The 26272-nt window shown below is 71.6% G+C and carries 24 protein-coding genes and 1 riboswitch; of the genes, 11 read left to right on the top strand and 13 right to left on the bottom strand.

From position 1 onward, the window contains the following. The gene (locus tag ASC60_RS03880) at nt 1–1389 is read right to left on the bottom strand and encodes an HNH endonuclease signature motif containing protein (RefSeq protein WP_234356765.1); all 1389 of its coding nucleotides are present in this window, start codon (nt 1387–1389) and stop codon (nt 1–3) included. Nucleotides 1390–1576: 187 nt separating this feature from the next. On the opposite strand from ASC60_RS03880, the gene ASC60_RS03875 reads away from it, so the two are divergent. Continuing rightward, nucleotides 1577–2815 (top strand): Cmx/CmrA family chloramphenicol efflux MFS transporter, encoded by a 1239-nt coding sequence (locus ASC60_RS03875; RefSeq protein WP_055546608.1) that lies wholly within the window; start codon nt 1577–1579, stop codon nt 2813–2815. 3 nt (nt 2816–2818) lie between these two features. Here the strand turns inward: ASC60_RS03875 and ASC60_RS03870 are convergent, their stop codons facing one another. Then, nucleotides 2819–3091, bottom strand: a complete 273-nt coding sequence (locus tag ASC60_RS03870) for a DUF4031 domain-containing protein (RefSeq protein ID WP_055546605.1) — start codon at nt 3089–3091, stop codon at nt 2819–2821. Continuing rightward, nucleotides 3091–3447: a hypothetical protein gene (locus ASC60_RS03865; protein WP_107096969.1), complete on the bottom strand. Its 357-nt coding sequence runs from the start codon at nt 3445–3447 to the stop codon at nt 3091–3093. The genes ASC60_RS03870 and ASC60_RS03865 overlap by 1 nt, the downstream gene beginning before the upstream one ends. 114 nt (nt 3448–3561) lie before the next feature. On the opposite strand from ASC60_RS03865, the gene ASC60_RS03860 reads away from it, so the two are divergent. Both ASC60_RS03860 and murQ read left to right on the top strand, forming a co-directional pair. Beyond that, nucleotides 3562–4494, top strand: a complete 933-nt coding sequence (locus ASC60_RS03860; protein ID WP_055546602.1) for a MurR/RpiR family transcriptional regulator — start codon at nt 3562–3564, stop codon at nt 4492–4494. A gap of 74 nt (nt 4495–4568) precedes the next feature. Then, nucleotides 4569–5552, top strand: coding sequence for an N-acetylmuramic acid 6-phosphate etherase (murQ, locus tag ASC60_RS03855; RefSeq protein WP_079038132.1), 984 nt, complete (start codon nt 4569–4571; stop codon nt 5550–5552). 141 nt (nt 5553–5693) lie between these two features. Here the strand turns inward: murQ and groL are convergent, their stop codons facing one another. The 4 genes from groL to thrC all read right to left on the bottom strand — a co-directional run bounded on the left by groL (nt 5694) and on the right by thrC (nt 9871). After that, on the bottom strand, nt 5694–7319 hold the full coding sequence (groL, locus tag ASC60_RS03850; RefSeq protein WP_055546600.1) for a chaperonin GroEL: 1626 nt from the start codon (nt 7317–7319) through the stop codon (nt 5694–5696). A gap of 322 nt (nt 7320–7641) precedes the next feature. After that, a complete protein-coding gene (locus tag ASC60_RS03845; protein ID WP_009716982.1) occupies nt 7642–7848 on the bottom strand; it encodes a cold-shock protein in 207 nt (68 codons plus the stop codon). A gap of 431 nt (nt 7849–8279) precedes the next feature. Beyond that, a complete protein-coding gene (locus ASC60_RS03840) occupies nt 8280–8558 on the bottom strand; it encodes a MoaD/ThiS family protein (RefSeq protein WP_055546597.1) in 279 nt (92 codons plus the stop codon). Continuing rightward, a complete protein-coding gene (thrC, locus tag ASC60_RS03835; protein WP_055546595.1) occupies nt 8555–9871 on the bottom strand; it encodes a threonine synthase in 1317 nt (438 codons plus the stop codon). The genes ASC60_RS03840 and thrC overlap by 4 nt, the downstream gene beginning before the upstream one ends. A 17-nt stretch (nt 9872–9888) precedes the next feature. After that, nucleotides 9889–10030: riboswitch (SAM riboswitch) on the bottom strand. Nucleotides 10031–10205: 175 nt separating this feature from the next. Between thrC and ASC60_RS03830 the strand changes: the two genes are divergently transcribed. Beyond that, entirely contained in the window at nt 10206–11162 is a 957-nt protein-coding gene (locus ASC60_RS03830) for a glucosyl-3-phosphoglycerate synthase (protein ID WP_055546594.1), read from the top strand. 180 nt (nt 11163–11342) lie between these two features. Next, nucleotides 11343–12806: a trehalose-6-phosphate synthase gene (locus ASC60_RS03825; RefSeq protein WP_055546592.1), complete on the top strand. Its 1464-nt coding sequence runs from the start codon at nt 11343–11345 to the stop codon at nt 12804–12806. 13 nt (nt 12807–12819) lie between these two features. Here ASC60_RS03825 and otsB read toward each other — a convergent pair whose 3' ends face one another. The 3 genes from otsB to ASC60_RS03810 all read right to left on the bottom strand — a co-directional run bounded on the left by otsB (nt 12820) and on the right by ASC60_RS03810 (nt 15251). After that, complete coding sequence (gene otsB, locus ASC60_RS03820; protein ID WP_055546590.1) at nt 12820–13659, bottom strand: trehalose-phosphatase; 840 nt, start codon at nt 13657–13659, stop codon at nt 12820–12822. Nucleotides 13660–13797: 138 nt separating this feature from the next. Beyond that, nucleotides 13798–14031, bottom strand: coding sequence for a DUF3263 domain-containing protein (locus tag ASC60_RS03815; RefSeq protein WP_055546588.1), 234 nt, complete (start codon nt 14029–14031; stop codon nt 13798–13800). Continuing rightward, on the bottom strand, nt 14028–15251 hold the full coding sequence (locus tag ASC60_RS03810) for an extracellular solute-binding protein (protein ID WP_234356764.1): 1224 nt from the start codon (nt 15249–15251) through the stop codon (nt 14028–14030). The genes ASC60_RS03815 and ASC60_RS03810 overlap by 4 nt, the downstream gene beginning before the upstream one ends. A 315-nt stretch (nt 15252–15566) precedes the next feature. Here ASC60_RS03810 and ASC60_RS03805 point away from each other — a divergent pair, with 315 nt between their 5' ends. The 3 genes from ASC60_RS03805 to ASC60_RS03795 all read left to right on the top strand — a co-directional run bounded on the left by ASC60_RS03805 (nt 15567) and on the right by ASC60_RS03795 (nt 19070). Further along, nucleotides 15567–16574 (top strand): ROK family protein, encoded by a 1008-nt coding sequence (locus ASC60_RS03805; protein ID WP_079038130.1) that lies wholly within the window; start codon nt 15567–15569, stop codon nt 16572–16574. Beyond that, nucleotides 16574–17737 (top strand): N-acetylglucosamine-6-phosphate deacetylase, encoded by a 1164-nt coding sequence (nagA, locus tag ASC60_RS03800; protein ID WP_055546584.1) that lies wholly within the window; start codon nt 16574–16576, stop codon nt 17735–17737. Before ASC60_RS03805 ends, nagA begins: the two co-directional genes overlap by 1 nt. A gap of 370 nt (nt 17738–18107) precedes the next feature. Further along, entirely contained in the window at nt 18108–19070 is a 963-nt protein-coding gene (locus ASC60_RS03795; RefSeq protein ID WP_055546582.1) for a 1-phosphofructokinase family hexose kinase, read from the top strand. Nucleotides 19071–19113: 43 nt separating this feature from the next. Here ASC60_RS03795 and ASC60_RS03790 read toward each other — a convergent pair whose 3' ends face one another. Further along, nucleotides 19114–20100, bottom strand: coding sequence for a CBM35 domain-containing protein (locus tag ASC60_RS03790; RefSeq protein ID WP_055546580.1), 987 nt, complete (start codon nt 20098–20100; stop codon nt 19114–19116). Between the two features lie 221 nt (nt 20101–20321). After that, nucleotides 20322–22013, bottom strand: a complete 1692-nt coding sequence (gene cdgB / locus ASC60_RS03785; protein ID WP_055546578.1) for a diguanylate cyclase CdgB — start codon at nt 22011–22013, stop codon at nt 20322–20324. A gap of 293 nt (nt 22014–22306) precedes the next feature. On the opposite strand from cdgB, the gene ASC60_RS03780 reads away from it, so the two are divergent. Beyond that, nucleotides 22307–22882 (top strand): flavin reductase family protein, encoded by a 576-nt coding sequence (locus tag ASC60_RS03780; RefSeq protein WP_055547206.1) that lies wholly within the window; start codon nt 22307–22309, stop codon nt 22880–22882. A 73-nt stretch (nt 22883–22955) separates the two neighbouring features. Here ASC60_RS03780 and arfB read toward each other — a convergent pair whose 3' ends face one another. After that, nucleotides 22956–23384 (bottom strand): alternative ribosome rescue aminoacyl-tRNA hydrolase ArfB, encoded by a 429-nt coding sequence (arfB, locus tag ASC60_RS03775; RefSeq protein WP_055546576.1) that lies wholly within the window; start codon nt 23382–23384, stop codon nt 22956–22958. 219 nt (nt 23385–23603) lie between these two features. Here arfB and ASC60_RS03770 point away from each other — a divergent pair, with 219 nt between their 5' ends. Beyond that, the gene (locus tag ASC60_RS03770; RefSeq protein WP_055546574.1) at nt 23604–24179 is read left to right on the top strand and encodes a TerD family protein; all 576 of its coding nucleotides are present in this window, start codon (nt 23604–23606) and stop codon (nt 24177–24179) included. A gap of 349 nt (nt 24180–24528) precedes the next feature. Continuing rightward, nucleotides 24529–26148 (top strand): M4 family metallopeptidase, encoded by a 1620-nt coding sequence (locus ASC60_RS03765; RefSeq protein ID WP_055546572.1) that lies wholly within the window; start codon nt 24529–24531, stop codon nt 26146–26148. Nucleotides 26149–26272 lie beyond the last annotated feature (124 nt).

Below are 26272 nucleotides of genomic sequence, written 5' to 3'. Positions count from 1 at the left end.
TCACCGGTAATCGTGCGGGTGGTTGGTGTAGGTGTGGCCGGTGGGGGCGGTCCACGTGGTGGTGCCGGATTCGGAGTCGCGTTTCAGAGCCCAGCCGGGGTGGTGGGTTTTCATCAGGTGGTGGCGTCTGCACAGGGTGGTGAGGTTGTCGGGGGTGGTTTGGCCTCCTGCGGTGGGGTCGGTGTGGTTGAAGGGTGCGACGTGGTCGAGGTCGCAGCGGTGGGCGGGCATGTTGCAGGTGGGAAAGGTGCAGTGGGCGTCGCGGGCGACGACGTGGCGCTCGACTTCGGCGGTGGGCTTGTAGGTGGTGGGGTCGGTTTTGATCAGCATCCCGGTGGTGGGGTGGGTGATCAGGCGACGCCAGACGGTGCCTTCGGCGAAGGCGACTCCGCGGGCCTGACCGGCGGTGATGGGCCCGTAGCCCTTGAGGTGGGCGGGGTCGTCGGTGTCGCCGATCAGGACGTCCAGGGGAACGGTCACCTGGACCACCGCCGCTGAGCGGCCGCCCGAGGGTTCGGGGGTGCTTGCGGTGCTGCGATTGACGACGAGGTCATAGAGGGCGTCGACCCGCTTCTGCTCGAGGGTGCGGCCCTCGTCGGGGAGGGTGGCGGCGTGGCTGTCCACGGCAGCGGTCATGGCCGCGGCCTGTTCGGCCGGAAGGACCGCGCCCCACATGGCCATGCCGTCGTCCTGCGGGTAGTGGACCATCTGCCGCTGTCGCTTGCGGGCCTGGTGGCGCTGCTCGGCACCGTCCGGGTCGGCTCGGACGATCTCGCGGGCCAGGACGCGACGGGTCTGACCGGTGGTCATGGCGGGCAGCTTGTGCAGCACGGCCGCCTCGACCTGCTCCGCGACCTCGGGAGCGAGGACGGCGCAGGCTTCGGTGACCGCTGCGGCCTGTGAGTAGGAGATCTCGCCCTCGGCCAGGAGGGCGCGTGTGGGCGGGTAGCGGCTGGCCAGGTCGCGGGCGACTTCCAAGCGCTTGGCGGCCGTCAGGCCGGACAACTTCAGGGCACAGGCCACTTCCTCACAGGTGAAGTTCCACGCGGCCTCGGTATTGCGGTCCCATTCTGTCGGTGGGATCGAGGTCCAGGCGTCGGCTTCCAGCGCGGCGAGAATGTCCGCCTGCTGGGCCTGGATCCAGGCGGCGTGGCGTTCCAGTGCCTTCAGGGCATCGATGCGGCCGGTGTGCGACAGCTCCTCCGCGCGCAGGACCGGCAGAACCGATGCGGTGTGCGGGCCCGGCGCGGTGGCGGCGAGGTGGGCCGCCCATTCGTCCAGGCGGTCTGGGCCGGCGGCCCATTCGTCCAGACAGTCCGGGCCGTTCAATTCGTTGGTCGTGTTCTCGGTAGCGTCCTCAGTGATGTCCTCGGCCATGGCGGTCGGCATGGCGATCGCTCCCCCCGTAATGCCTCAACACCCACCTCCCCTCGGCGGGTTCACATCTCGATTCTTCATCACTCTCCGTGATGCCGCCAGGTCATAGCCGCCCGACCATCACTTCGAGTGAACGTTCGGGAAATGCGGAACGCTCCAGCCGAGGAATGGCCAACAACCCAGCGGTGTTGACGTCGGCATGCCCATCGCCGTTTATGTACTTGGCCTGTCCGTCTTCGCCCTCGGGACCTCCGAATTCATGCTGTCCGGGCTGCTGCAACCCGTCGCGGCAGACATGGGGGTGTCGATCCCCACGGCCGGGCTGCTGATATCGGCGTTCGCGATCGGGATGGTGGTCGGGGCGCCGGTGCTGGCGGCGGCCACCCTGCGGCTGCCTCGGCGGACGACGCTGATCGCGCTGCTCGCCGTCTTCGGGCTCGGGCAGGTCGCGGGGGCGGTCGCGCCGTCGTACGGGGTGTTGTTCGCGTCGCGGGTGGTGAGCGCGCTCGCGTGTGCCGGGTTCTGGGCCGTGGGGGCGGCGGTGGCCGTGTCGTTGGTGCCGGTGAACGCGCGGGCGCGGGCCATGTCGGTGATGGTCGGCGGGCTCAGCGTCGCGAACATCGCGGGGGTTCCGGCCGGGGCGTTCCTGGGGCAGCACGCGGGGTGGCGGGCGGCCTTCTGGGCGGTGGCCGGGCTGTCGGTGGTCGGGCTGATCGGGGTGGTCGCGCTCGTACCGCGTACGGAGGCGCCGACCGGGAAGGACCGGCCGCGGCTGCGGACCGAGTTGCGGATCTACCGTGACCGTCAGGTCTGGCTGGCGCTGGTCACCACCGCGCTGAGCGGAGGCGCGGTCTTCTGTCTGTTCTCGTACCTCGGGCCGCTGCTCACCGACGTGGCGGGGCTGGACGAGGGCTGGGTGCCGACCGTGCTGGCGCTGTTCGGCGTCGGCGCGCTGATCGGTACGGCGCTCGGCGGACGGATCGCGGACGCGCACCTGTTCGGAACGATGTACGGCGGCATCACCGCCTCGACGGTGGTGCTGAGCGTCCTGGCGCTGACCGCGCACAGCCCGGTCGCGGCCGTGGGCCTGGCGCTGCTGCTCGGCTTCACCGCCTTCTTCACCGCGCCCGCGCTCAACGCCCGCATGTTCAACGTCGCGAACGCCGCCCCGACGCTCGCGGGCGCGACCGCCACGTCCGCCTTCAACATCGGCAACACGCTGGGCCCCTGGCTCGGCGGCCTGGTCATCGACGCGGGCTGGGGTTATCCGGCGGTGGCCTGGACGGGCGCCGCCCTGGCCGGCACGGGCATCGTGACGACGGCGTTCGCGGCGCGGCTGCACCGCGCGGAGGGGCCGTCTCGTGTGGTCGCCACCGGGCAGGCATCAGTCCCCGCGCACGAGGTGGAGGCGGCGTCGGAAGCGGGGCGGGGCCGGTAGGTCTCAGCCGCGCGCCGCACGCGCCTTACGGCGGCGCAGGCCCGCCGCCGTGAGCCTGCGCAGCAGCTCCTTGCTGCCGACCTCCTCCGCCCCCGCGCGTACCGCCCGCGCGTAGAGGTCGCTCGGGACGTCGTAGTGGTCGCGGTCGAAGCCCCGGCGCGGGGCGCCGATGCGGGTGGCGAAGGCGTGGAGTTCGTCGTACGAGACGTCGCTCACCAGGTGCGACCACATGCGGCCGTGGCCCGGCCACGAGGGCGGGTCGATCAGTACGGCCATCAGAGGGTGGCCCCCAACGAGCCCACGGGGGCCACCGCGACCGCCGTCTTGCCGCAGACCCAGTGCGGGTCGGGGCCCAGTTCGGGTTCCACGTCGAGGGCGTGGAGATCGCCGCCCCGGGTGCAGACCGGGCACAGGGGCCAGCGGCCGTAGCGCTCCAGCAGGGCGTCCTGGACGTCCTGGGCGACCAGACCGGCGACGTACGCCACGCCTTCCGGCCATTGCTCGACCCACCAGCGGCGGTGCGTGATGGCGTCCTCGACGAGCGAGACGATGTCGGCGTGGGCGACGTCTCCCGCCGCGAGGTCGGCCAGGACGAGCGCCCGTGCCGCGTGCAGTGCGTGTTCGAGCTTCATGGGTCCCATTGTCACCTTTGCTTCGTCGCGCCGCCTTCCCGCGCGGGGGAGGGGCGGAAGAGGCCCTCCGCGCGCAGTCTTGACGGGCCTCGTGGCCGGAAATAGTTTTCAGATGTGAGTAGCAAGTTGAAGGAAACTTTCACTCCCCTCACCGACCCCGCCGTGCCCGCCCCCTCCGCGCTCACGGCGAAGGTCCGCACCCTGGGCCCCTCCATGACCCGCTCGATGCAGCGCGTCGCCGAGGCCGTCGCGGGCGACCCGGCGGGCTGCGCGGCGCTCACCGTCACCGGGCTCGCCGAGCGCACCGGTACCAGCGAAGCCACCGTCGTCCGCACCTCCCGGCTGCTCGGCTACCCCGGATACCGCGATCTGCGCCTCGCGCTCGCCGCGCTCGCCGCGCAGCAGGCCGCGGGCCGGGCCCCGGCCGTCACGGCGGACATCGCGGTTGACGACCCGATCGGCGACGTGATCGCCAAGCTCGCGCAGGAGGAACAGCAGTGTCTGGCCGACACCGCCGCCGGGCTCGACACCGGCCAGGTCGAGGCCGCGGTCGCCGCGGTCGCCGCCGCCCGCCGGATCGACGTGTACGGCATCGGCGCGTCGAACCTGGTCGCCCAGGACCTGGTCCAGAAGCTGCTGCGGATCGGCCTGATCGCGCACGCGCACGCCGATCCCCACCTGGCCGTCACCAACGCCGTACAACTCCACTCCCGCGACGTCGCGCTCGCGATCACCCATTCGGGGCGGACGACGGACGTCATCGAGCCGCTGCGCGTCGCCTTCGAGCGCGGGGCGACCACCATCGCGATCACCGGCCGGCCGGACGGCGAGATCGCGCAGTACGCGGACCTCGTCCTCACCACCTCCACCGCGCGCGAGAGCGAGCTGCGCCCGGCGGCCATGTCCAGCCGCACCAGCCAGCTGCTGGTGGTGGACTGCCTGTTCATAGGCGTGGCGCAGCGCACGTACGAGAGCGCGGCGCCCGCCCTGTCCGCCTCGTACGAGGCCCTCGCACACCGACACGACCCCCGCCCGCGCCACCGCTGAGACCGACCGGCGCCCGCGCGCCGTCGCCACCACCCCCCACCGTCACGCTCACGTAGGGAAAGAGCCGCCTCGCCATGACGTCCGCCGCCGAGCAGCGACCTCAACAACAGCAACCTCAACAACAGCGACCTCAACAACAGCAGCAACAGCTCCGCGACCAGCTGGAGACCCTCACCACCGAGGCCTTCCGCCCCGAACTCGCCGAGATCGACCGGCTCGACACCGTCGAGATCGCCCGCGTCATGAACGCCGAGGACGCCGGGGTCCCCGCCGCCGTCGCCGCCCAGCTCCCCCGGATCGCCGCCGCCATCGACGGCATCGCCGCGCGTATGGCGGGCGGCGGGCGGCTGGTCTACGCGGGCGCGGGCACCGCCGGGCGGCTCGGGGTGCTCGACGCGAGCGAGTGCCCGCCCACGTTCAACGCCCGGCCGGACCGGGTGGTCGGCCTGATCGCGGGCGGGGAGACCGCCGTGGTGTCGTCCGTGGAGGGCGCGGAGGACAGCGCGGAGCTGGCCGCCGAGGACCTGGACCGGATCGGGATCGGGCCGGACGACGCGGTCGTGGGCGTCTCGGCCTCCGGCCGCACCCCGTACGCCGTGGGCGCCGTCGAGCACGCCCGCCGCCGTGGGGCGCTCACGGTCGGGCTGTCGTGCAACGCGGGCTCGGCGCTCGCCGCGGCCGCCGACCACGGCATCGAGGTGGTCGTCGGACCGGAGTTGCTCACCGGCTCCACCCGGCTCAAGGCGGGTACGGCGCAGAAGCTCGTGCTCAACATGATCTCGACCATCACCATGATCCGGCTGGGCAAGACCTTCGGGAATCTGATGGTCGACGTGCGCGCCTCGAACGAGAAGCTGCGGGCGCGCACCCGCCGGATCGTTTCGCTGGCGACCGGCGCCCCGGACGAGCGGATCGAGAGCGCGCTGGCGGCCACCGGCTGGGAGGCCAAGAACGCCATCCTCACGATCCTCGGCGGCGTGGACGCGCCCACCGCCGAGAAGCTGCTCGGCGAGGCGAACGGCCATCTGCGCGCCGCCCTCGAAGCCGCCGGAGCCTGAATACCGGAACATACGGCGGCCCGGAGCCTGAACCCCGGAACGAACATACGGCGGCGGGGCGGCACCCCTGGGAGAAAGGGTGCCGCCCCGCCGTCGTCAGTGGACGGTATGACCGACCGGCGCGCGGGGCGCCGAAGCCGATCAGAAGTCCATGTCACCGCCCGGCATGCCGCCCGGGGCGCCCGCCGGAGCGGCCTTCTCCGGCTTGTCGGCGATGACGGCCTCGGTGGTGAGGAACAGCGCGGCGATCGACGCGGCGTTCTGCAGCGCGGAGCGCGTGACCTTGGCCGGGTCGATGATGCCCTCGGCGATCAGGTCGATGTACTCGCCGGTCGCGGCGTTGAGGCCGTGGCCGGGGGTCAGGTTGCGCACCTTCTCCACCACGACGCCGCCCTCAAGGCCGGCGTTGACGGCGATCTGCTTCAGCGGGGCCTCCAGGGCCAGGCGCACGGCCTGGGCACCGGTCGCCTCGTCGCCCTCCAGCTCCAGCTTCTCGAAGACCGAGACGGTCTGCAGCAGGGCCACGCCACCACCGGCGACGATGCCCTCCTCGACGGCGGCCTTGGCGTTGCGCACCGCGTCCTCGATGCGGTGCTTGCGCTCCTTCAGCTCGACCTCGGTCGCGGCACCGGCCTTGATGACGGCCACGCCGCCGGCCAGCTTCGCCAGGCGCTCCTGGAGCTTCTCGCGGTCGTAGTCCGAGTCGGAGGACTCGATCTCGGCGCGGATCTGGTTGACGCGGCCCTGCACCTGGTCGGTGTCGCCGGCGCCGTCCACGATGGTGGTCTCGTCCTTGGTGACGGTGACCTTGCGGGCGCGGCCGAGCAGGTCCAGCCCCGCGTTCTCCAGCTTGAGGCCGACCTCCTCGGAGATGACGGTGCCACCGGTGAGGATGGCGATGTCGCCGAGCATGGCCTTGCGGCGGTCACCGAAGCCCGGGGCCTTGACGGCGACGGACTTGAAGGTGCCACGGATCTTGTTGACGACCAGGGTCGCCAGCGCCTCGCCCTCGATGTCCTCGGCGATGATCAGCAGCGGCTTGCCGGACTGCATGACCTTCTCGAGCAGCGGGAGGAGGTCCTTCACGCTGGTGATCTTCGAGTTGACGATCAGGATGTACGGGTCGTCGAGCGACGCCTCCATACGCTCCATGTCCGTCGCGAAGTACGGGGAGATGTAGCCCTTGTCGAAGCGCATGCCCTCGGTGAGCTCGAGCTCGAGCCCGAAGGTCTGCGACTCCTCGACGGTGATGACGCCTTCCTTGCCGACCTTGTCCATGGCCTCGGCGATGAGCTCGCCGATCTGGGTGTCGGCGGCGGAGATGGAGGCGGTGGAGGCGATCTGCTCCTTGGTCTCCACGTCCTTGGCCTGCTCGAGCAGCTGGGCGGAGACGGCCTCGACGGCCTTCTCGATGCCGCGCTTGAGGGCCATCGGGTTGGCGCCCGCGGCAACGTTCCGCAGGCCCTCCTTGACCAGCGCCTGGGCGAGGACGGTCGCGGTCGTCGTGCCGTCACCGGCGACGTCGTCCGTCTTCTTCGCGACCTCCTTGACCAGCTCGGCGCCGATCTTCTCGTACGGGTCCTCGAGTTCGATCTCCTTGGCGATGGATACACCATCGTTGGTGATCGTGGGGGCGCCCCACTTCTTCTCGAGGACGACGTTACGGCCCTTGGGGCCGAGGGTGACCTTGACGGCGTCGGCGAGCTGGTTCATCCCGCGCTCGAGGCCGCGCCGCGCCTCCTCGTCGAACGCGATGATCTTGGCCATGTGAAGTGGTCCTCCCAAGACGGGGTGGATTGCTCCGGACCGCGCCTGGCGCCCGCGACGGACGGCCTGCCTACCGTGCGGTTCCTTGCTCCGCGCGGCGTCGGCGAGCCTCACCGACCCGATCCTTCTGTCACTCTCACCTTCAGAGTGCTAACGCAATAATTAGCACTCGCCCCATGAGAGTGCAAGCGCCCGAAGGGCGTCAAGGGAGCCACGGGAGAGCCCGGAGGCCCGGGTCCCCGCGGACATGCCAGAGGGCCCGCCCCCCTCGCGGGGTACGGGCCCTCCGGCTTTTCTCGTCAGCTGCCTCGCGTTCGGCGCGTCAGCCTACGGCCACGCGGACCATGTCCGCCTGCGGGCCCTTCTGGCCCTGCGAGATCTCGAACTCGACCCGCTGGCCTTCCTCGAGGGTGCGGTAACCGTCCATCTGGATCGCACTGTAGTGGACGAACACGTCCGCACCACCGTCGACCGCGATGAAGCCGTACCCCTTCTCCGCGTTGAACCACTTGACGGTGCCCTGAGCCATTCCTAACTCCCCTATTGCTGGCCCTTGCGCAGGACCGCACTCCGCGGACCCGGGTCAGACCTCACCCCCCGAGTCGAGGGGGGTGTGCGCCGGAACGCGTCGACCGCCGCTGAATGTATCCGTCCCAACGCCCTCTGCAACAGGTCAATTGGACGAGAATTCTGGGCATGGCCGATCGGTAATAAGCGGAGAATTCCTGTGAAGTTCGGGCAAAGCCGACGGGACATAGGGTACCAACCCGACAAATCGCGCACACAGTTTGCGCACAAGTTGACGAGTTCTCATATGCGGTTCCGGCGCCGGGGCCGAGGGGGAAGCTCACGCCCCTTGGTCGGGGCGAGGCAACTCTATCGCGATTCCACACACGGAATCGCCCCGTCCGTTTCTACCCGGACGGGGCGATTTCCAGAGGTGAGAGGGGTGATGGGGCGTCAGCAGCCACCCGCGACGGCAGGAATGATCGACACCCCGGCGCCGTCCGGCGTGGCCGTGCCCAGGCCGTCGGCGAACCGCACGTCGTCGTCGTTGACGTAGACGTTCACGAAGCGGCGCAGCTTGCCGGTGTCGTCCAGGACGCGGGCCGAGATGCCCGCGTGGTTCTTCTCCAGGTCCGCCAGAACCTCGGCGAGGGTCGCGCCCTCGGCGCTGACCTCGGCCTGGCCGCCGGTGTAGGTACGCAGGATGGTCGGGATTCGGACGTTGACGCTCATGCGAGGCCAGCCTCTCGGAACGAGTCAAGGGTGGGTCGGATGATGGCGGAGGGGCCCGTGGTGGGGGCCACCGCGTCGAGGGTCTTGAGGCCGTCGCCGGTGTTCAGGACGACGGTCGTCAGGGACGGGTCGAGCAGCCCGTCCTCGATCAGCTTCTTGGTCACGCCGACGGTCACACCGCCCGCGGTCTCCGCGAAGATCCCCTCGGTGCGGGCGAGCAGCTTGATCGCGTCGACCACCTGCTCGTCGGTGACGTCCTCGACCGCCCCGCCGGTGCGGCGCGCGATGTCCAGGACGTACGGGCCGTCCGCCGGGTTGCCGATGGCCAGCGACTTGGCGATGGTGTTCGGCTTCTGCGGGCGCACCACGTCGTGGCCCGCCTTGAAGGCGGTGGAGACCGGGGAGCAGCCCTCGGCCTGGGCACCGAAGATCTTGTACGGCTTGTCCTCGACCAGACCGAGCGCGATCAGCTCCTTGAGCCCCTTGTCGATCTTGGTGAGCTGGGAGCCGGAGGCGATCGGGATGACGATCTGGTCCGGCAGCCGCCAGCCGAGCTGCTCGCACATCTCGTACGCCAGGGTCTTGGAGCCCTCGCCGTAGTACGGCCGCAGGTTGACGTTGACGAAGCCCCAGCCCTCGCCCACCGGGTCGCCGATCAGCTCGCTGCAGAAGCGGTTGACGTCGTCGTACGTGCCCTCGATGCCGACCAGGTCACCGCCGTAGACCGCGGCCATGACGACCTTGCCCGCCTCCAGGTCGTGCGGGATGAAGACACACGAGCGGAAACCGGAACGGGCGGCCGCGGCACCCACCGCGCCGGCCAGGTTGCCGGTGGAGGAGCAGGACAGGGTGGTGAAGCCGAAGGTGCGGGCCGCCTGGACGGCGATGGCGACGACCCGGTCCTTGAAGGAGTGGGTCGGGTTGCCGGAGTCGTCCTTGACGTGCAGCTCACCGGTGATGCCCAGCTCACGGGCGAGCCGGTCGGCCTTGACGAGCTGGGTGAAGCCCGGGCGCAGGCTGGGGAGCGTGGCCACGTCGGCGGGGACGGGCAGCAGCGGCGCGTAGCGCCAGATGTTGTCCGGACCGGCCTCGATCTGCCGCCGCAGCCCCTCGGGGTCGCCGCTCGGAAGGTCGTACGCGACCTCCAGCGGCCCGAAACACGACACGCACGCGAAGATCGGACCGAGGTCGAAGCGCTCACCGCACTCGCGGCAGGACAGGGCGACGGCGGGACCGAACGCGGCGGAAGCGGAGGACGCCGGGGAATCAGCGGCGGCGGAGTCGGTTGAGCTTTCTACGGATTGCACAGCCATGGAGGCGAGGCCCTTTCTCCTCATCTTCCTCGGGACGCGTTTCGCCACGAGACGGAATTGGCACCTTCCCGAGCTGGGAGCCTCGCCATAGTGAACGAGACCAGCTGGAGGGTTGCCGGGGCTTCAACGGGCCGTTCCCTCTGCCCCTCTGGATGAGCGGTATGGCCGCCGGGCAGAACCCGGGGCGTTTGTCCGCACGGTGCCCCCGACATACGAAGGTCATGTGCGCTGTTCAAGACTGTAACCGACGGCCCGGAGGGTTGAGCCAGCCGTCCGAACCGCGAGATGGATCACAACGATCACGGCAAGCGATCACAGCAGGGAGACAAAACAGGTGCTGGATGAGGTGGAGCGCTGGCTGGAGCACCGCTCCTGGTCGGCCGACGACCGTCCGCTGGACCACCTGCTGGACGCGAAGCGCCACACGGCGACCAGCGTCAGCGTGGTGCTGCCCGCGCTGAACGAGGAGGCGACCGTCGGCGAGATCGTCGCCGCGATCCGCCGCGAGCTGATGACCGAGGACATGCCGCTCGTCGACGAGCTGATGGTGCTGGACTCCGGCTCCACGGACCGCACCGCCGAGGTCGCCGCCGCGGCCGGGGCGACCGTGGTGCACCGCGACACGCTGCTGCCCCGGCTGCCCGCGCTGCCCGGCAAGGGCGAGGTGCTGTGGCGGTCGCTGCTGGCGACCAGCGGCGACATCGTCTGCTTCATCGACGCCGACCTGCGCGAGTTCGACGCCCGCTTCGTCTCCGGGATCGTCGGGCCGCTGCTCACCGACCCCGGGGTGCAGCTGGTCAAGGGCATGTACGACCGTCCGCTGCGGGACGCCGCCGGCCAGGGCGGACGGGTCACCGAGCTGGTCGCCCGGCCGCTGCTGAACCTGCACTGGCCGCAGCTGGCCGGGTTCGTCCAGCCGCTGGGCGGCGAGTACGCGGCCCGGCGCTCGCTGCTGGAGCGGCTGCCGTTCCCCGTGGGGTACGGGGTCGAGCTGGGCCTGCTCGTCGACGCGCTGCACACGGTCGGGCTCGACGCCCTCGCCCAGGTCGACATCGGCGTGCGCAAGCACCGCCACCAGGACGGCAAGGCTCTCGGCAGGATGGCCGCCGCGATCTACCGCACCGCCCAGCTGCGGCTGGCCCGCGGCCATCTGGTGCGGCCGCGGCTGACGCAGTTCGAGCGCGGCGAGAACGGCTTCGAGCCGCGGACGACGGCGGTCGACACGGAGGAACGGCCGCCGATGGCCGAGATCCCGGAGTACGCGGAGCGCGGGCGGCACAGCGTCGCGTAACGCTCAGGGGCAACGGGCACAAGAAGGCACCGTGAACGCGGGCGCCATACCCCTCACGGGCACAAGAAACCGCACGCGCACCTCCCCAGACGCACAGACCGACGCGCGCGCCCTAACCCTCCCGAGCACAAGAAACCGCACGTACGTTTGCGCACGGTGTCCGATGGCTAGGCTCGCGACATGGCCGTTGAACGCAGCGCACCGATCCTCGTCGCGTCCAACCGCGGCCCGGTCTCGTACGCGCTGGACCAGGACGGTTCGCTCGTCCCCAAGCGCGGGGGCGGCGGGCTGGTCTCCGGGCTGAGCGCGATCGGGCCCGACGCCGGTGCCGTATGGGTGTGCGCCGCCCTCGGTGACGGCGACCGCGAGGCGGCGCGCCGCGCCGGGGCCGGGCACCTCGACCCGGACCACACCGGCGGGCAGCAGGTGCGGATGCTCGACATCGCGCCGGACGTGTTCGCCGCGGCGTACAACGGCGTCGCGAACTCGGTGCTGTGGTTCATCCACCACCTGCTCTACCAGACCCCCGTCGAGCCGGTCTTCGACGCGGAGTTCGGCGCCCAGTGGGCGGCGTACGAGACGTACAACGCGGCCTTCGCCGACGCGCTCGCCCAGGAGGCGGCCGAGGGCGCGGTCGTGCTGGTGCAGGACTACCACCTGGCGCTGGTCCCCGGGCTGCTGCGGGCGCGCCGCCCCGATCTGCGGATCGGCCACTTCTCGCACACGCCCTGGGCGCCCCCGGACTACTACCGGCTGCTGCCGGACGATGTCGCGGCGGGCGTGCTGCGCGGCATCCTCGGCGGCGACCGCGCCGCCTTCCTCACCGGGCGCTGGGCCGCCGCGTTCGCCGACTGCTGTGCGGCGGTGCTGGGCGCGGAGGTCGTCCGGGGGACGGACGGTTCCGCGGCCGCCGTGCGCTTCGAGGGCCGGGAGACCCGGCTCGGGGTGCACGGCCTCGGCGCCGACGCGGACTTCCTGCGGGAGCGGTCGCGGGCGGCCGATGTCGACGAGCGGCTGGCGGCGCTGCGCGAGCAGATCGGACCCGGCAGGAAGACGATCGTCCGGGTGGATCGCACGGAGCTGTCGAAGAACATCGTGCGCGGGCTGCTGGCCTACCGCCGTCTGCTGGAGATCCGCCCCGAGTGGCGCGAGCGCGTCGTCCACGTGGCCTTCGCCTATCCGTCCCGCCAGGACCTCGCCGTCTACCGCGACTACACCGAGCGGGTGCGGGTGCTCGCCGAGGAGATCAACGCGGAGTACGGGACGGAGGGCTGGCAGCCGGTCGCGCTCCATGTGAAGGACGACTTCGCCCGCTCCCTGGCCGCCTACCGGCTGGCCGACGTGGCGCTCGTCAACCCGATCCGGGACGGGATGAACCTGGTCGCCAAGGAGGTGCCGGTCGTCTCCGAGCGGGGCTGCACGCTGGTGCTGTCGCGGGAGGCGGGGGCGTACGAGGAGCTGGGCGCGGACGCGGTCGTGGTGAACCCGTACGACGTGGAGGGCACGGCGCGGGCGCTGGACGAGGCGCTGCGGACGCCGGAGGGCGAGCGGGCGGACCGCACCAAGCACCTGGCCGCCGCGGCGACGGCGCTGCCGCCCCGCGACTGGTTCCTGGCGCAGCTGCGAGCGCTGCGAGAGGGGTAAGGGCCGGGGGCTCTCAGCGCATCGCCCCGGCCAGCGCCTCCAGCAGGGCCACCACCCCGGCCGGGCCGTCGACCACCACGTCCGCGCGCTCGGCCAGCTCGGTCACCTCCGTGCTGCCGCTGCACACCAGCAGCCCCGGCACCCCTTCCTTCCGCAGCCGCTCCACGGCGGCGAACGCGGCCAGGTCGCCGAGGTCGTCGCCCGCGTAGAGCACCGCGCCCGCGGACGTCTCGCGGACGTACTCCAGCAGCGCGACGCCCTTGTCCATGCCCGGCGGGCGCAGTTCCAGGACGAGCCGGCCCGGTTCGACGATCAGGCCGTGGCGCTTCGCCAGCGCGTGCAGCGGGGCGCGGAGCTGGTCGAAGGCGGCCTGGGGGTCCTCGGTGCGGCGGGTGTGGACGGCGACGGCACGGCCCTTGTCCTCGGTCCAGGTGCCCTGCCAGGCGCCGTTCGCCTCCAGCACGCCCGGCAGTTCGGACCGGACGGCGGCGATGCCCGGGTGGGCTTCGGGGGCGCGAACGGTATGGCTGGACGCGTCCCAGCGCTCGGCGCCGTAGAGGCCGAGGACGACGAGGTTGGCCGGGGCTCCGCTGTCCGCGAAGCCGCCGTAGCGCACGGCGACCTCGGCCGGGCGGCCGGTGATCACCGCGAGGGAGCGCAGCCGGGGGCCGAGCGCGGAGAGGGCCGGGACGGCGCCGGGGTGGGCGCGGGCCTGGTCGGGGTCGGGAACGATGTCGGCGAGGGTGCCGTCGAAGTCGACGCCGACGACGGCCCGGTCGGGCCGGTCCAGGAGGGCGGCAAGGCCCTCACGGCCGGCGGCGGTGACGGGTACGGGAAGGGGGTGGCTGCCCATGCGGCGACCCTACCCGCCCCCGCCCACCGGCATCCGTAGCGGCGATGGGCGTCGGCCACCCGGGGCCCCCACCCGGGGACCCCACCCGGGGACCCCACCCGGGGACCCCACGCGGGGACCCCACGCGGGCGGCGGCCCTCAGCGCCGTTCGCGCCGCTCGTCGCGCAGGCGGCGCAGCCGGTTGACCGTCACCGGGTCGTGCTCCAGCGCGCGGGGGTCGTCCAGCAGGGCGTTGAGCAGCTGGTAGTAGCGGGTCGGGGTGATGCCGAGCCGTTCCCGTATGGCCCGCTCCTTGGCGCCCGGCCCCGGCCAGCCGCCGCGCTCCACGGCGAGCACGGCCAGGTCCTGTTCGGAGAGTTCCTCGGCGGTCACGGCTTGGCCGTCTCCATGGCGTCGGCCGCGCGCTGGATCTCGCCCAGGACGCTCGCCGGGTCTCCGCCGCTGCCCACCGTCGAGCCGATCTTCTCCTTGATCATCTTGCTGATGGTCGCCCAGGAGGTCTTGTCCGCCGGGTAGAACTGGGCCCGGTCCATCTGGTCGAGGAAGCGCCACAGCTTCTTGTGCTCCTTCTCGTGGCGCATCGTGGCGGAGACGGACGTGGTGACCGGCAGCAGGTCGTACTGGTCGGCGAAGGCCAGCACGTTCTTGTCCTGGTAGACGAAGTCGAGGAATTCGCCGATCTGCTTGCGCTTGCCGTTCGCCTTGAAGGCCATCAGCCAGTCGGCGACGCCCATCGTCGAGGTCGACTTGCCGTGGCGGCCGGGCAGCGGGGCGGTGGCGTAGTCGATGTCGTGGCCGGACGCCTGCTGCATCAGGGTGGGGTGGCCGTTGAGCATGCCGACCTCGCCGCGGATGAAGGCGCCGAAGACGTCCTGGCGGTTGGTGCGGGCCGGGGAGCGCGGTCCGGTCAGGCCCTCGCCGACCAGCTCGTCCCGCAGCCATTCGAACGTCTCGATGTTGGCGGTGGAGTCGATGGTGTAGCTGCCGTTGGAGTCGGTGTAGCCGCCCCCGCCGCCGAGCATCCACATCAGGGTCTCGGCCTGCGACTCCTCGGGGCCGAGCGGAAGGCCGTACGGGGTCTTCACCCCGGCCGACTTGAGCTGCCGCGCCGCGTCCTTCAGCTCCGTCCAGCTGGTGGGGGCGGAGGATATGCCCGCGTTGTCGAACAGCTTCTTGTTGTAGAAGAGCAGCCGGGCGCTGGAGACGAAGGGCAGCCCGTACTGCACCCGGCTGACCTCGCCCGCCTGGGCGATCGAGGCGATGAAGGAGGCCTGGGTGGGGATGGAGAGCATCTGGTCGGCGCGGTAGAGCTTGCCCGCGGCGGCGTAGTCGGCGTACGCGCCGATCTGCGCGATGTCCGGGCTGTCGCCGTCCTTGACCATGTCGGCGACCTTCTTGTCGACTTCGGTCCAGCTGTAGACCTTGGTGTCGACCGTGATGCCGCTGTGCTTGGCCTCGAAGGCCCGGGCCAGCTTGTCCCAGTACTTCTGGGAGGTGTTCTCGGCGTTGTCACCGTAGTCCGCCGCGACCACCTTCAGGACGTTCCCGTCCGATCCGGAGCCGTCACTGCCGCAAGCCGCCAGCGTGGGCATCGTCACCGCCGTCGCGGCCCCAGCCGTCGTCAGACTCAAGAACCGTCGCCGCTGCACTGCCTTTTCCCACCCTATGGCTTGATTCATCCTCCGCGGTCGCTTCTCACGAAGGTCGAGCGAGTCTGCCTTGCAAACCTCCACAAGGTCTACACCATGGGCGTATCGCTTCGGTATCGGACCTCTCCTTACCAGGTCAGACGTATCGCACACCCCTACGTGTGATGTGTCACGCCGTCACAACTCGCCGACCCGCACGCGAGAACCACCCGGCGAGTGGACTAGACCTCTCATGGTGGATCGCGGGAGACTGTCCCCGTGAGACACGTCATCGCCCTCGATGTGGGCGGCACCGGCATGAAGGCCGCCCTGGTCGGGGCGGACCGCACACTCCTGCACGAGGCCAGGCGGCCCACCGGGCGGGAGCACGGGCCCGAGGCCGTGGTCGCCGCGATCCTCGACTTCGCCGCCGAGCTGCGCGCCATCGGCGAGCGGCGGTTCGGCGAACCCGCCGCGGCCGCCGGGATCGGCGTGCCCGGCCTGCTGGACCACGACCGCGGCGTCGCCGTCTTCGCCGCCAACCTCGGCTGGCGCGACGTACCGCTGCGCGCGCTGCTGTCCGAGCGGCTGGGCGGCGTCCCGGTCGCCCTCGGCCACGACGTACGGACCGGCGGGCTGGCCGAGGGGCGGCTGGGGGCGGGCCGGGGCGCCGACCGGTTCCTGTTCGTGTCGGTGGGCACCGGGATCGCGGGCGCCATCGGCATCGAGGGCCGCCTCGAACCGGGAGCCCACGGCGACTCCGGCGAGATCGGCCACATCGTCGTACGGCGCGGCGGCGCCCGCTGCCCTTGTGGCCAGTCCGGCTGCCTGGAGACGCTGGCCTCGGCCGCCGCGGTGGGCCGCGCCTGGGCGGCGGCCGGCGGCGGGCCCGGCGCGGACGCGGCCGACTGCGCCAAGGCCGTCGAGTCCGGCGACCCGCGGGCGGCAGCGGTGTGGCGCGAGGCGACCGGCGCCCTCGCCGACGGCCTGGTGACCGCCCTCACCCTGCTGGACCCCGAGCTGCTGATCATCGGCGGCGGGCTCGCCGAGGCCGGGGAGACGCTGCTCACCCCGCTGCGCGCGGCGGTCGAGGAGCGGATCACCTTCCAAAAGCTCCCCCGCGTCGTCCCCGCGGCCCTCGGTGACGCCGCCGGCTGCCTGGGCGCGGGACTGCTCGCCTGGGATCTCATCGCCACGCCGTCGCCGCACCCCGAGCAGTCCTCCGCGTCCCCTTCTCCCCCCTCTCCCCACGCGCGGTCCGCGCAGTCCACGGAGGTATCCGGCTGATGGTCCAGCGAACGGTTCTCACAGGCGCCCGGGTGGTGCTGCCGACCGGCGTGGTCACCGACGGACGGCTGACGGTCGAGGGCACCCGCATCGCCGGGACGGCCGCGGGAGCGCCGGGAGGCGCGGGCGACGCCGTACGGGATCTGCCCGGCTGCTGGATCGTCCCCGGCTTCGTCGACCTGCACCTCCACGGCGGCGGCGGCGCTTCGTTCTCCACGGGCACCGCCGAGGAGGCGCTGACCGTCATCGGCACCCACCGCGCGCACGGCACCACCACGATGCTCGCCTCCACCGTGACCGGCGACCTCGACGACCTCGCCCGGCAGGCCGCGGTGCTCTCCGAGCTGGCCGAGGAGGGCGAGCTGGCGGGCATCCACTTCGAGGGCCCGTTCATCTCCCCGCACCGCTGCGGCGCCCACCAGCCGACGCTGCTGCGTGACCCCGACCCGGCGGACGTGCGCAAGCTCCTCGACGCGGCGCGCGGCACCGCGCGCATGATGACGCTCGCGCCCGAGCTGCCGGGCGGTCTGGAGTCCGTGGCGCTGCTGGCCGACAGCGGCGTCCTGGCGGCCGTCGGCCACACCGACTCGACGTACGAGGCGACCCGGGACGCCGTGGAGGCGGGCGCGACCGTGGCGACCCACCTGTTCAACGCGATGCCGTCGCTGCTGCACCGCGAGCCAGGACCGGTGGCCGCGCTGCTGGAGGACGAGCGGATCACCGTCGAGCTGATCAACGACGGGACCCATCTGCACCCCGCCGTGCTCCAACTGGCCTTCCGGCGCGCGGGCGCGGACCGGGTCGCCTTCATCACCGACGCGATGAGCGCGGCGGGCATGAGCGACGGCAGCTACGCGCTCGGCCCGATGGAGGTCGAGGTCAAGAACGGCGTGGCCCGGATCAGCGACGGCCCCACCGCGGGGTCCATCGCGGGCTCCACCCTCACCCTCGACCACGCCTTCCGGCGGGCCGTCACGGTCGACGGGATCGGCGTGGACGAGGCGGCCCGGGCGCTGTCCACGACCCCCGCGAGGGTGCTGGGCCTGGCGGACCGGGTGGGGTCGCTGGAGGCGGGCAAGGACGCGGACCTCGTCGTCCTCGACGCCGACTTCCACCTGCGGGGAGTGATGCGGCGCGGCGCCTGGGTGGTCGACCCGGGCTAGTGCCGCGTCAGCCAAGGTTTGCCCGGTAGCGAGGCGTCCTGGTGCGGTCAGATGCAAGGCGCCGGATCGGCCTCGTAGTGGGCCTACTCGGTCGATTCGGCAACGCCGCAGATGGCCGTGCCAGGGCGGCGAGCGGGGTGAACCTTGGCTGACGCGGCACTAGAGCCGCCGTTCCCGCCCATTGGTGCCGCGTCGACCCCGAATTGGCTGATTCAGCGCCATGATTGGGCGTCCCGGTCACCCCAAAAGGGTGGGCCGGGCGCCGCGCCTTTGGCATGATCGCTCACGCGCGGGGCGCCGCTGGGCACCCGGCCACACGCTTCAGCACAGGAATCTCCGTCCGGCGGGGGGACGGGAAGGGAGATGCCGGGTGATCCTGACGGTCACGCTCAACACCGCCCTCGACATCACCTACCGGGTGCCTCGGCTGCGCCCCCACGCCAGCCACCGCGTGACCGAGGTCACCGAGCGGCCCGGCGGCAAGGGCATCAACGTCGCGCGCGTCCTCGCAGCCCTCGGCCACCACACCGCCGTCACGGGATTCGCCGGAGGGGTGACCGGCACGGTGGTCCGTGAGCTGCTGGCCGCGGAGCCCGAAGCGGATCCGGACGCGGGCACCGGCGGCGGGCGGATCACCGACGCCCTGGTGCCGATCGCCGGTACCACCCGGCGCACCCTCGGCGTCGTCGACACCGCGTCGGGCGACACCACCCAGCTCAATGAGGCCGGACCGGCCGTCACCGCCGCCGAATGGGCCGCCTTCATGGACGCCTACGCCCGGCTGCTGCGCGAGGCCTCGGCGGTCGCCCTGTGCGGCAGCCTCCCGCCCGGCGTGCCCGTGGGTACGTACGCCCAGCTCATCCGCGAGGCCCGGACCGCGGGCGTCCCCACCCTGCTGGACACCAGCGGCGAACCGCTGCGCCGCGGCGTCGCCGCCCGCCCCGACATCGTCAAGCCCAACGCCGAGGAGCTGGCCGGGCTCACCGGCTCCACCGAGCCGCTGCGCGCCGCGCGCGACGCCCGGCGGCGCGGGGCGCGCGCCGTGGCCGCCTCGCTCGGCGCGGACGGGCTGCTCGCGATCACCGCCCAGGGCGCCTGGCAGGCGGCCCCGCCGGAGCGCCTGACGGGCAATCCGACGGGCGCCGGGGACGCGGCGGTGGCGGGGCTGCTGTCCGGGCTGGTGGACGAGGTGCCCTGGCCCGAGCGGATCGCCCGCGCGGTGGCCCTGTCGGCGGCGGCCGTACGGGCACCGGCGGCGGGCGAGTTCGACCGGGCGGTCTACGCGGAGCTGCTGGGCCGGATCGAGGTCACCGAGCACCCGACGGCGGCCTGAGGCGGCGGGACGGACCCGCCGCCGGTTCTGCCCCAGCTCCGTCTCAGCCCCTCTTCAGCCACATCTGGTCGAGGTTGACGTCACACTTGTCGCCCTCGCCGCACGACAGGGTGATCGTGTTGCTGCCCTGGCTGAGCTGCACGATGGACCACGAGTACGTCCAGCCCTTCTCGTAGTCGCCCTTGGGCGCGTTGGAGAAGTTCTTCATGCTGATCGGCCGGTCCGACTTCTTGCCGTTGACCGTCAGCGACAGGCTCTGGTCCTCGCCGGGCACGCCGTAGCGCACGTACAGCTTGTACGCCTTGGCCCGGTCGACGTCCACGTTCCAGGTCGCCGAGGAGCCCGGGCTGTTGAAGCCGCCGACGTAGGTGCCGCCCTTGCCCTTGGCGCCCTTGACGTCGCTCGCCGGGGCGGCGCCGCCGCCGAGCTGCATGCTGGCCGCGTCCTCCTTGGGCAGCTTCCCGCCGGGCTTCTCGGAGGGCTCCGGCTTGCCGCTGGGCTCGACGCTGGACGCCGCCGTGGGCTTCCCGCCCGCCTGGTCGCCCTGGTCCTTCTTGTCGTCACCATTGGTGAGCATCGCGACGCCGATGCCGACGACGACCACCGCCACCACGGCGACGGCGCCGATCAGCAGCCCCCGGTTGTTGGGGCCCCGGCCGCCACCGCCACCGCGCGGGGCGGCGGACTGGCGGTGGCCGTTGCCGCCGGGCAGCGTCTCGGGGGCGGCGTAGTGGGCGTTCTGCCGGCCGTACCCCTGCTGGCCCTGCTGCCCGTAGCCCTGCGGCTGCTGGTTCGGGATCTGCTGGCCGTAGTTGCGCTCGCCGACCGCGCGGACGTGGTTGTACGAGGTGCGGGGCACCCCCGGCTGCTGCCGGCCGGCCGGGCCGGGGTAGCCGTACCCACCGGTGCGGGCGGGACCCGGCTGACCCGACTGGCCACCCTGTCCGCCCTGGTCGCCCTCCGAGCGGTACAGATAGGCGAACGGGTCGTCGTTCTCCGGTGTGTCCGAGCCGTTGTTGCCGGCCGTCATCCCTGGTCACTCCCCTATGCATATGGCCATCGGCGCTCAGGTGTGCGTACGCGCCACGACAGCTCATATCAGGGCCGACAGGGCCTCAACAGGGCGTGGGCTATCCGGATGGCCAATATTCATGATCGGTTCACTGTCGGCGGCAGGGCCGCATCGACGCAGCGTACCTCGATCGGAGCGGGCCGGGCTCCCGCCCGTCCCGGCCGAGGCCCGTACGGACCTCACCCGGCCCGTCTGCGCTCCTTCGAACGGGCCCGTTTCTCGACGTACATGCGCTGGTCGGCGGAGTGCAGAACCTCCTCGGCCGACATGCCGCAGCCCGCCCAGCCGATCCCGAAACTGGCCCCCACGCGCACCGCACGGCCGTCGACCCGGATGGGTGGCAGGATCGCGTTGCGCAGCCGGACGGCCAGGTCCTTGGCGTCCGCCCGGCCGAGGCCGTCGGCGAGGACGACGAACTCGTCACCGCCGAGCCGGGCGACGGTGTCACCGTCCCGCACCCCGCTGGTGAGCCGTCGGGCGACCTCGATGAGGACCGCGTCACCCGCGTGGTGACCGAACCGGTCGTTGATCGACTTGAAGCCGTCGAGGTCGCAGAAGAGGACCGCGAGCCCCTTGTGGCCGTCGTCGACGTCGTCGTCCTCGTTGGGCGCGAAGGTGTGCACATGGTGGTCGAACTGGACGCCGCCCGTGGCGAGCGGGGGCCGGGAGCCGAAGCTCTCGTACTGGTCGAAGCCGTGCGGGAAGCCGCCGCCGGCGGGCGCCACCCCCTCACCGCCGTCCGCGCGTCGCGGCCCGTCGGCGAACTCCGCCCGGCCCCCCGGCGGCGGATGGGCGCACAGCCTGCTGCCCAGACGGGCGCGCAGCTCGGCGCTGTTGGGCAGGCCGGTCAGCGAGTCATGGCTGGCGCGGTGGGCGAGGGCCAGCTCATGGCGCTTGCGCTCCTCGATGTCCTCGACGTGGGTGAGCAGGAAGCGCGGACCGTCGGCGGCGTCGGCGACCACCGAGTTGCGCAGCGACACCCAGACGTACGTGCCGTCGCGGCGGGCGAGCCGCAGCTCGGAGCGGCCGCCCTCGTGGGAGGTGCGCAGCAGGGTGCCGATGTCCTCGGGGTGGACGAGGTCGGCGAAGGAGTAGCGGCGCATCGCCGAGGCGGGGCGGCCCAGCAGGCGGCAGAGGGCGTCGTTGGTGCGCAGCAGATGGCCGTTCTGGTCGCCGCCCATCTCGGCGATGGCCATGCCGCTGGGCGCGTATTCGAACGCCTGACGGAAGGATTCCTCACTGGCCCGGAGGGCCTGCTGCTCGCGCTCCAGCCGCAGCAGGGCGCGCTGCATGTTGCCGCGCAGCCGGGCGTTGCCGATCGCGACGGCGGCGTGGAAGGCGTACATCTGCAGCGCCTCGCGCCCCCATGTGTTGGGGCGGCGCCCATTGCGCGGCTTGTCGACGGAGAGGACCCCGATCAGCTCGCCACCGGAAGCGCCCGCCGCGTGCAGGGGGGCGAACAGGCGGTCCCTGGAGTGCCACTCGTCGGCGAAGCGGGGCTCGGGGCCGGTGGTGTGCCACTGCGGCACGTCGTCATCGTCGAGGACCCAGCCCTCGGTGTGCGGGATGAAACGCAGATCGCCCCAGCGGTCGCCCATCGACAGCCGGCGGTCCCAGGAGGCGCGGGAGCCGACCCGCCCGGCCATCAGTGCCTCGGCGCCCGAGCTGCCGCCCACGGCGGCGACCACGAGGTCACCGTCCGGACGGACCAGATTGACGGCCGACAGCTCGTAGCCGAGCCCGGCTATGACGCCGTCGGCAACGGTCTGCACGGTGTCGGCGAGGCTGCGCGCGGTGTTCAGGTCGGCGACCACCTGATGCAGCTGCCGCAGGGTCGCAAGACGGATATAGGGCTCCGACTCGGCCTCCATCGCTCGCCCTCCCCCGAGACCTCGACAGCAACTCCTGGCTTCCTTTGTCGTCCGATTGCCAACGGCCACTGAATCACAGCGAGCTGCCCACTCGGTACACAGGGTCAACAATTACCGGCTGCTGTGACTCATGTCACAGAACGTGTTCGCGGCCCTCCGGAACCGCGTGGGAGCGCTCCTCTTTTTTCTGAAAGCAAATTCCGCAAGCGGGCCGCCTACGGCCGCAGACCTACGTCCGGACTGGTCCGGCGGCCCGATGCGGAGGGCGGCCGGATCTGACTAGCGTGGAGAACGTGTTCCAGACGACGCCTTCCACTCCCGCCCCCTCCCCGACCCCGGCCGGGCCCGCCGTCCCGCATGCTGGTGGGGTGAGTGAGGACGACTTCCGCGCCGCCCTGTCGCGACTCGCGGCGGGCGTGGTGCTGGTGACGGCGCACGACCCGGAAGAGGGGCCGAGCGGTGAGGACGTCGGCATGACGGCCACCGCGTTTATGTCGGTGTCACTTGACCCGCCGCTCGCGATGGTGAGCGTTCGCAACGGCTCCCGGCTGGACGAGCTACTCGAACGACAGCCGCTCTGGGCGGTGTCGGTCCTGTCGGAGAGTCAACGGACCACAGCGGGACGATTCGCCATGAAGGGGCGCATCAGCGACAGGCTGTTGTTCGCGGACATGGCCGTGACGCGCGGCGCGGAGTCCGGCGCTCCGCTGGTGTCCGGGGCGCTGGCGACGGTCGAGTGCCGCACCGAACAGCGGGTGCCGGCCGGGGACCACACCCTCGTGATCGGCCGGGTGCTGGCGGCGGCGACGCCGAGCACGGAGGGCGGCCCGCTGACGTACTTCCGCGGCCGCTACCGCACCCTCGAATAGCCGCTGCCACACCCTCGCGCCGCCATACCCTCGCGCCCCCGCCCCCAGAACAGGGGGGACCGTCCCCGTCCCCTCAGTCCCAGCCGCGTCCAGAACGACCGCGCTTGGTGTCGCTCCGCTTCTTCTTCTCCCGCAGCCGGCGCTCGTTGATGCCGCGCGGGATCCGGGTCGGGCGGCGCGGCTTGGGCGGCGGCGCGCTCGCCTCCGCGAGCAGCGAGGCGAGCCGGACGGCGGCCGTCTCGCGGTTGCGCCACTGGGAACGGTGCTCGGACGCCCGTACGGTGAGCACCCCGTCGGCCAGCCGCCCGGCCAGCCGCCGCAGCGCGCGCTCCTTCCATACGGGCGGCAGCGCGTCGGTGGCGGCCAGGTCGAAGCGCAGCTCGACGGAGGTGTCACTCGTGTTGACGTGCTGTCCGCCGGGCCCGGACGACCGGGAGAAACGCCACATCAGCTCGGCCTCCGGCAGGGAGACCGCACCACGGATGACATAGGGCCCGGACATGGCTCCATCGTCACCCGCCGACCCCCGCGCCGTCATCCCGTTTTGGCGGGGCGCGGGGCGGGGCCCACGGACCCCCATCAGGGTTTGGCAAAGAAAGTAAAGGTATCTGGAACCTGCCGGTGCCCTGACGGCGTTGTGGAGGGTGACGGCGGCTTCGCCCGGAGCTTTGAGGACGAAGCCCGCCGGCTCGAACCATCGAGACCACGAAAGGGACTCCCCATGGCTGTAAGCCTGTCCAAGGGCGGCAACGTCTCGCTCACCAAGGAGGCACCGGGCCTGACCGCCGTCACGGTCGGCCTCGGCTGGGACGTCCGCACCACCACGGGCACCGATTTCGACCTGGACGCGAGCGCCATCGCCGTGAACACGAACGGCAAGGTCTACTCCGACCAGCACTTCGTGTTCTTCAACAACAAGGCCACCCCGGACCAGACCATCGTCCACACCGGTGACAACGTCACCGGTCAGGGCGAGGGCGACGACGAGCAGATCAACGTCAACCTGGCGGGCCTGCCCGCCGACATCGACAAGATCGTCTTCCCGGTCTCGATCTACGACGCCGAGTCGCGCAGCCAGAACTTCGGCCAGGTGCGGAACGCGTTCATCCGCATCGTCAACCAGGCCGGCGGCACCGAGATCGCCCGCTACGACCTGAGCGAGGACGCCGCCACCGAGACCGCCATGGTCTTCGGCGAGCTGTACCGCAACGGCGCGGAGTGGAAGTTCCGCGCCGTCGGCCAGGGCTACGCCTCGGGCCTGGTCGGCATCGCGCAGGACTTCGGCGTCAACGTCTGAGGTTCCCAGCGCTTCACGCGGCGAGGGCCGCCCCCACCCCAGGGGGCGGCCCTCGCCGCGTTTACGGACACGTGCGCATCAACCGGGCATTTCCATGCCATGCCTGACTGACCGAAATTTGCCCTGTTTGAATAACGAATGGTCAATTTCTTGTTACGCACCTGTCAGAACGGATCGTTCGATGACACTCTCTGCTCGGCTCGCCGCGCGTCGTTCCTGACTCCGCGGTAGCCCTGGTTCGCATTTGGCACCTCACGCACCACTCCTGCTCGACCGGGCAGCCCACCCACGGCTGTCCGCACCCCCTACGCAGGGCCGCGACCCCGCGGCCCCTCAGCAAGGAGACCGAGTGAGACCTCACGCTTCCTCCCCCCGCAAGCAGGCCATCCGCGCGGCCGCGTTCGTCGCCTCCGCCGCCATGGTCGTCATCGGCGTCCAGACCGGTTCGGCCACCGCCCAGCCGGACAACTCCCGCGAGGCAGGCGCGACCGCGCTGCAGCTGACCCCCGCGGAGCGCACCGCCTCCATCAAGGCGGCGCAGGCCGATGCCTCCGCCCAGGCCGATCACCTGGGGCTCGGGGCCAAGGAGAAGCTCCTCGTCCGCGACGTCATCAAGGACGCCGACGGAACCGTGCACACCCGCTACGAGCGCACCTACGACGGGCTGCCCGTCCTCGGCGGCGATCTGGTCGTCCACGAGAAGCCCAGCGGCGCCCGCACCGTCACCAAGGCCACCAGCGCGACGATAACCGTGCCCGGCACGGACGCCGCGGTGTCCGCCTCCGCCGCCTCCAAGGCGGCGTTGAAGGCCGCGACCGCGTCCGACTCCGGTGAGAAGGCCAAGGCGCCGCGCAAGGTGGTCTGGGCCGAGTCGGGCAAGCCCGTCCTCGCCTGGGAGACCGTCGTCACCGGCACCCAGAAGGACGGCACGCCCAGCGAGCTGCACGTCATCACCGACGCCGCCACCGGCAAGAAGCTGGCCGAGAACGAGGCCGTCGAGACCGGCACCGGAACCAGCAAGTACAGCGGCACGGTCACCCTCGGCACCACCAAGAGCGGTTCCACGTACAGCCTCACCGACTCCACCCGCGGCAGCCACAAGACCTACGACCTCAACCAGGGGTCGTCGGGCACCGGCACGCTCTACACCGACGCCGATGACGTCTGGGGCGGCGGCCGCCAGACCGCCGGGGTGGACGCGCACTACGGCGCGGCCGAGACCTGGGACTTCTACAAGAGCTTCCTGGGCCGCAACGGCATCAAGAACAACGGCGTGGGCTCGTACTCCCGCGTCCACTATGGCAACAGCTATGTGAACGCCTTCTGGCAGGACTCCTGCTTCTGCATGACCTACGGCGACGGCTCCGGCAACTCCAACCCGCTCACCTCGATGGACGTGGCCGGCCACGAGATGTCCCACGGCGTCACCGCCGCCACCGCCAACCTCAACTACAGCGGCGAGTCCGGCGGCCTCAACGAGGCCACCTCGGACATCATGGCCACCGCGGTGGAGTTCTACGCGGGCAACGCCTCCGACGCCGGTGACTACCTCATCGGCGAGAAGATCAACATCAACGGCGACGGCACCCCGCTGCGCTACCAGGACAAGCCGAGCAAGGACGGCGCGTCCAAGGACTACTGGTCCTCGACGCTCGGCAACGTCGACGTCCACTACTCCTCCGGGCCCGCCAACCACTTCTTCTACCTGCTGTCCGAGGGCAGCGGCGCGAAGACCATCAACGGCGTGAGCTACAACAGCCCGACGTACGACGGCTCGACGATCACCGGCATCGGCCGGGACAAGGCCATCAAGATCTGGTACAAGGCCCTGACCACGTACCTGACCTCCACCAGCAAGTACGCCCAGGCCCGCACCGCCACCCTCAACGCCGCGCGCGACCTCTACGGGGCGAGCAGCACCGAGTACAACACGGTGGCCGCCACCTGGACCGCGATCAACGTGAAGTAGCCCCGCCTCCCGCCCCGCGGCGACCCACCTGCCCGCGGTAAGCGGAACGGGCCGCACCGGTGATGCCGGTGCGGCCCGATGCGGTCGCCCCGAGTTCCTGTCGTAGCCGCTGATCGGCCCTTAC

It is taken from the genome of Streptomyces sp. NBRC 110028, from assembly GCF_001417735.1.
GTDB lineage: Bacteria > Actinomycetota > Actinomycetes > Streptomycetales > Streptomycetaceae > Streptomyces.
Note: the sequence above shows the minus strand (reverse complement) of the source record. Positions and strands in the feature narration are given on the sequence as shown.

Bases quoted from the DNA above. Each gene is read 5' to 3' on its own strand.
- thrC (WP_055546595.1), bottom strand. From the start codon at position 9,871: ATGGCTGTGCAATCCGTAGAAAGCTCAACCGACTCCGCCGCCGCTGAT.
- ASC60_RS03865 (WP_107096969.1), bottom strand. From the start codon at position 3,447: ATGAAGCTCGAACACGCACTGCACGCGGCACGGGCGCTCGTCCTGGCC.
- ASC60_RS03875 (WP_055546608.1), top strand. From the start codon at position 1,577: ATGCCCATCGCCGTTTATGTACTTGGCCTGTCCGTCTTCGCCCTCGGG.
- ASC60_RS03845 (WP_009716982.1), bottom strand. From the start codon at position 7,848: ATGGCTCAGGGCACCGTCAAGTGGTTCAACGCGGAGAAGGGGTACGGC.
- ASC60_RS03870 (WP_055546605.1), bottom strand. From the start codon at position 3,091: ATGGCCGTACTGATCGACCCGCCCTCGTGGCCGGGCCACGGCCGCATG.
- ASC60_RS03880 (WP_234356765.1), bottom strand. From the start codon at position 1,389: ATGCCGACCGCCATGGCCGAGGACATCACTGAGGACGCTACCGAGAAC.
- ASC60_RS03790 (WP_055546580.1), bottom strand. From the start codon at position 20,100: ATGACGGCCGGCAACAACGGCTCGGACACACCGGAGAACGACGACCCG.
- ASC60_RS03770 (WP_055546574.1), top strand. From the start codon at position 23,604: ATGGCTGTAAGCCTGTCCAAGGGCGGCAACGTCTCGCTCACCAAGGAG.
- nagA (WP_055546584.1), top strand. From the start codon at position 16,574: ATGGTCCAGCGAACGGTTCTCACAGGCGCCCGGGTGGTGCTGCCGACC.
- groL (WP_055546600.1), bottom strand. From the start codon at position 7,319: ATGGCCAAGATCATCGCGTTCGACGAGGAGGCGCGGCGCGGCCTCGAG.
- ASC60_RS03810 (WP_234356764.1), bottom strand. From the start codon at position 15,251: ATGCCCACGCTGGCGGCTTGCGGCAGTGACGGCTCCGGATCGGACGGG.
- ASC60_RS03840 (WP_055546597.1), bottom strand. From the start codon at position 8,558: ATGAGCGTCAACGTCCGAATCCCGACCATCCTGCGTACCTACACCGGC.
- arfB (WP_055546576.1), bottom strand. From the start codon at position 23,384: ATGTCCGGGCCCTATGTCATCCGTGGTGCGGTCTCCCTGCCGGAGGCC.
- murQ (WP_079038132.1), top strand. From the start codon at position 4,569: ATGACGTCCGCCGCCGAGCAGCGACCTCAACAACAGCAACCTCAACAA.
- cdgB (WP_055546578.1), bottom strand. From the start codon at position 22,013: ATGGAGGCCGAGTCGGAGCCCTATATCCGTCTTGCGACCCTGCGGCAG.
- ASC60_RS03825 (WP_055546592.1), top strand. From the start codon at position 11,343: ATGGCCGTTGAACGCAGCGCACCGATCCTCGTCGCGTCCAACCGCGGC.
- otsB (WP_055546590.1), bottom strand. From the start codon at position 13,659: ATGGGCAGCCACCCCCTTCCCGTACCCGTCACCGCCGCCGGCCGTGAG.